The 4,614-nt window shown below is 61.9% G+C and carries 5 protein-coding genes; 3 read left to right on the plus strand and 2 right to left on the minus strand.

Annotated elements, in window-relative coordinates; all coding sequences use genetic code 11:
• Positions 1-404: asparaginase (locus ABYB95_RS17410; protein WP_372659818.1), on the minus strand; the 404-nt coding region annotated here is incomplete at its 3' end.
• 199 nt (positions 405-603) lie between these two features.
• Here ABYB95_RS17410 and lexA point away from each other — a divergent pair.
• From lexA to ABYB95_RS17425, 3 genes are all read left to right on the plus strand, one after another.
• Positions 604-1,290: a transcriptional repressor LexA gene (lexA, locus tag ABYB95_RS17415; protein WP_372659819.1), complete on the plus strand. Its 687-nt coding sequence runs from the start codon at positions 604-606 to the stop codon at positions 1,288-1,290.
• Between the two features lie 138 nt (positions 1,291-1,428).
• On the plus strand, positions 1,429-1,794 hold the full coding sequence (locus ABYB95_RS17420; protein ID WP_372659820.1) for a hypothetical protein: 366 nt from the start codon (positions 1,429-1,431) through the stop codon (positions 1,792-1,794).
• 119 nt (positions 1,795-1,913) lie between these two features.
• The gene (locus tag ABYB95_RS17425; RefSeq protein ID WP_372659821.1) at positions 1,914-2,921 is read left to right on the plus strand and encodes a D-2-hydroxyacid dehydrogenase family protein; all 1,008 of its coding nucleotides are present in this window, start codon (positions 1,914-1,916) and stop codon (positions 2,919-2,921) included.
• A gap of 90 nt (positions 2,922-3,011) precedes the next feature.
• Here the strand turns inward: ABYB95_RS17425 and ABYB95_RS17430 are convergent.
• Positions 3,012-4,614, minus strand: a 1,603-nt coding sequence (locus tag ABYB95_RS17430) for a hypothetical protein (RefSeq protein WP_372659822.1), incomplete at its 5' end; no start/stop codon positions are given.

A 4,614-nucleotide genomic window follows, 5' to 3' on the forward strand; every position in this document is an offset into this window, starting at 1 on the left:
ACCTGGCCCGCGCACACCGCCACCACGCCGCTGGCGCCTGTCCAGCGCGCCACGGCCACCGCATCGAGCAGGTTTTGCGGACCGTCGGGCACCAAGGCCGTCGCTGGGCGCATGGCGCAGGTCAACACCACGGGCTTGGCGGGTTGGAGCAAGGCCTGCAGAAAAAAGGCCGTCTCCTCCAGGGTATCGGTGCCGTGGGTGATCACCACCGCCTCCACATCGGGCCGGTCCAGATGGAACGCCACCCGCTGGGCCAGCGCCTGCCAAACGGCAAACCCCATGTCCTTGCTATCGAGCTGGGCCACCTGCTCCACGTCCAGCGCTTCGCCCGCCAACGCGGGCACGGCAGCGAGCAAATCGCCCACCCCCACCTCGCCGGCCACATAACCGACGTTGTCGCCCATGCGGGCTGCGCGCCCGGCGATGGTGCCGCCCGTACCCAAAACGACCAACCGCTGACCCGGAATCGCATTTAGCACTTGCAAAGTCTCCAAAGCTGAATAAAAATACAGTTACTGGATAAGAAAACAGTTATCGAATGCCATCCAGTGAACCGTCGGCCTTGTTGGCCACCTTCATGTCCGCATTCCAACGAGGTTCCCCATGCTTGAATCCCTGCACTTCTCTCCCAAGCTCACCGCGCGCCAACAGCAGATCCTGGAACTGATCCAGAACGCCATTGCCCGCACAGGCGCTCCGCCCACCCGGGCCGAAATCGCGTCCGAACTGGGGTTCAAGTCGGCCAACGCCGCCGAAGAGCACCTGCAAGCGCTGGCCCGCAAGGGCGTGATCGAGCTCGTCAGCGGCACCTCGCGTGGCATCCGCCTGCGCAGCGAAGACCTGCAGTCCATCAACGCGTCACGCAACCGCCAGCTTAACCTGCCCATGCCGGGCCTGGCCCAGCTGGTCCTGCCCCTGATCGGCCGTGTGGCCGCTGGCTCACCCATTCTGGCGCAAGAGCACGTTGACCAAACCTTCCACTTCGAGCGCAGTCTGTTCGAGCGCCAACCCGATTACCTGCTCAAGGTGCGTGGCATGTCCATGCGCGACGTCGGCATCATGGACGGGGATCTTTTGGCTGTTCAGGCCACTAAAGAAGCCAAGAACGGGCAAATCGTGGTGGCGCGGCTCGGGGACGACGTGACCGTCAAACGCTTCATGCGGCGGCCAGACATGATCGAACTGCTACCCGAAAACCCGGACTACAAGACCATACAGGTCGCACCGGGTGAGCCCTTCGAAATCGAAGGGCTGGCGGTCGGTTTGATCCGGAACAGTTTTTCGCTCTGACCCTTTGTTGGGGTCGGTGTCGCCTCAGCAGGTGGCGGGCGATGGATCTGGCGGTAAACATCCGCCGGGCACATCCCTCTGTTGGCGGCCTGTATTGCAATCCTGCCTATGTTCAACCCCACTTCATTGGAGTTTCACATGGGAATCCGTTTCACTTCCTCCAGCCGCTCATGGCGCGCTCCGCTGCAGCTGATCGACAGCTGGCTGCCCGCCAGCACCGGTCCTGTCCGTTCGACCAAGCCCGCTCCGGCGTCCAGAGCGGTGCAGCTTTTTGCCCGCGCAGGCTGGCTCAAAGGTGTGGGTCTGGCCAGCACCACCCACAAACCACCAATCGGCACAGGCTGCGCGGGCACGCCCCACCCGTCTCGTGTGCGGCTGGTGCGAACCTCCGCCAGTAGCCACCTGGACGCGCGGCTGGTGATTTCGGGCCGCATCAGCGATGTGTGCGCTGAACTCGACCGCCTGGCCGCGCTCGAACCGCTCGCTGCCGTTCGGCGCATTTGAAGCGCCCCGGCACACAAGCCTGGTGCCCACGAAACCGCATGTTCTGAGCGCATGTGCCCTGGCAAGGCCACCGATGTTGCAACGCAGTATGGGTGGCCCTTGCGGGCACAATAGCGCACATGAACATTGTGATTCTCGACGACTACCAGGACGCGGTACGCAAACTGCCATGCGCCAGCAAACTGGAACCCTATCCCGCCAAAGTCTTTACCAACACCGTCAAAGGCGTGGGCCAGCTCTCGGTTCGCTTGCGAGACGCGGACATTGTGGTTCTGATACGCGAGCGCAGCGTGATCAACCGGGCGCTGATCGACAAATTGCCGCGTCTCAAGCTGATCGCACAAACCGGTCGCATCGGTGCGCATGTCGACGTGCAAGCCTGTACCGAGCGCGGCATTGCGGTGTGTGAAGGGGTGGGTGCTCCCTTTGCGACTGCGGAGCTGACCTGGGCCTTGATCATGTCGGCGATGCGCCGCATTCCGCAGTACGTGGCCAACCTGAAACACGGTGCCTGGCAACAAGCAGGACTGAAGTCTTCATCGATGCCGGTCAATTTCGGTATTGGCATGCTGCTCCGTGGCAAGACCCTGGGCGTTTGGAGCTACGGCAAGATTGGTCAACTGGTCGCAGGCTATGGTCGCGCCTTTGGCATGCGCGTGGTGGTCTGGGGCAGCGCAGAGTCGCGCGCCAAGGCCGCATCCGATGGCTACGACGTTGCCACCAGCAAAGAGGGTTTTTTTGAATTGGCAGACGTTCTGAGCTTGCATTTGCGCCTGGGCGAGACCACCGTCGGCTGCGTGACGCTGGAAGACCTGACGCGCATGAAACCCACGGCCCTGCTGGTGAATACCTCGCGCGCCGAACTCATTGAGCCCGATGCCCTTCTGGCAGCCTTGAACCGGGGGCGCCCTGGGATGGCGGCGATCGATGTCTTTGAATCGGAACCCATTCTCCAGGGCCATGCCTTGCTGCGGCTGGAAAACTGCATTTGCACGCCACACATTGGTTACGTCGAACAAGACAGCTACGAGCTGTATTTCGCCTCCGCCTTTGACAACGTGGTCAATTTCATCAAAGGCACGCCGACCAATATCGTCAACCCCGGCGCCTTGCAGGTGCGCCGCTAAGCCACTTAGCCGCACGCCTGCTCCACCGCGAAGAAGAAACAGAAAAGCCGGGAAAACCGCCCGGCTTTTCTTCGCGTTCTGGTCGGCGACCTAGGGTTTCTCAGGTGGTTTGTCTTGCTCGTCCTCGGACTCTTCGTCCGCTGGCGGCATGAAGTCGAGCACCTCAAAATCGATCAGATTCTCCAGCGGCTCGATCTGCGGTGCACCCGGCGGACGCGCTGGTTTGGCGGTAGGCAACACCGGTACGGCGACCTCGGGCAAGGACGCTTCAAATGCCGAGAAGGCCGACAGATCCGACAAGTCCACGTCCAGCCCCAAATTGAATGAGCCGGAAGGCGCAAAGTCCATGGGCTGCGTATTGCGGGCCGCCAGATCCCGAGCGTCTTCGGTCGGCACGATCTTGTTGGCGCCTTTCAGCGGCCGCACAGCCGTGTGTTCAAAGTCGTTCTGCGGCGCGCTCACGGCGGCATCGCGGGTGATCATCTCCTTCGCAATCGAGTGCAGCAACAGCAAATCGCGGTAAGCCTCGAGATCAAAGTCTTCGCCGTCGGCGGCGTCGTCGCTGGGCTGACGGAAAATCGATTGCTCGATCACGTCCAGCACCTTGGGCTGTGGCCACAGCGCCTGGATGCGGCTGAACGCGGTTTCGTAGGCCTCGAGTCCTACGCTTTGGTCAGAGTACTGATCAAACGGCGGTGCGCCCGCGTTGAAGACATGGTTGAAGTCTTCTCGCAACAGCTCATAGTCGTTCTTGCGGTTGAGCTTGTGGTAGAGCTTGAACAAATCCAGATAGGCCAGAGCGCTGGGCTCCGTGCTTTCCAACAAGTGGTTGCGCAACACTTGTATGGCCTTGTCGTCTTCGCCCAGGGAAATGAAGAAGTCGGCCTGCTGTTGCAGATCAAAAAGCTCTTCGGTGGCCACCGAACGCGAGCCAGGAACGAGCTCTTTTTTCTCGGGTGCAAACCCAGGTGCAGGCTCGTTTTGTGGCGCGTTGCCCAACTTCTGCCGGCGAGCAGCTTCCTCACGGGCCAAAGGCGCGCCCAGAGAGGAATCGTTGTCCAGATCCAGGTCGAGGTCCAAGTCGAGGTCCAGGTCGATCTCAGGCTCCAGGGCTTCGGCAAATTTGGCGGGTGCGGCCTTGGACTCGTCCGCAGCCACCGCTGCCCACCAGGCTGCAGACGCCTCTGAGCCACCCAGCAGGTGTCTGCGCCGCCACAGAAACAGCAGCGCCAGACAAGCCAGCAGCAGCAAAGCGCCGAGCAAATACACCAGCCAGTTCAGGTAGCGGTCGGCCTTCGCCTGCTCCAAATTGGTCTGGAGTTCGTTGATCGCCGCCTTGTTCTTGTTTTCCTCGAGGCGCAAGCCCTTGGATTCGGCTTCCAGCACGGCCAGCTTCTGGGCATCGCGCAGCACTTCTTCCGGCGTGGCGTTGATGGTTTTCCACAGCAGGCCGGCGGCGGCGCGCTGTTCTTCGGACGCGGTGGGCTCGCTCAACATGGACAGCGACAAGCGCAACACCGGGTCGCGCTCGATGCTCAAACTCAAGTCGACCGGTTCCAGCTCGAGCCGTGGGGTCGCTTTCGGCGCCGGCTCGGGTGCCTTGCGCACCACGCTGGGTGTCTTGCGTCGGGGCGGTGCGGCAACAGCGGTGGGAGCTTTGACCGCCGATGCGCCCGAAGAAGACGAGGCATTG

Origin of the sequence: Hydrogenophaga sp. (assembly GCF_041633695.1) — a bacterium.
Classification (GTDB): domain Bacteria; phylum Pseudomonadota; class Gammaproteobacteria; order Burkholderiales; family Burkholderiaceae_C; genus Hydrogenophaga.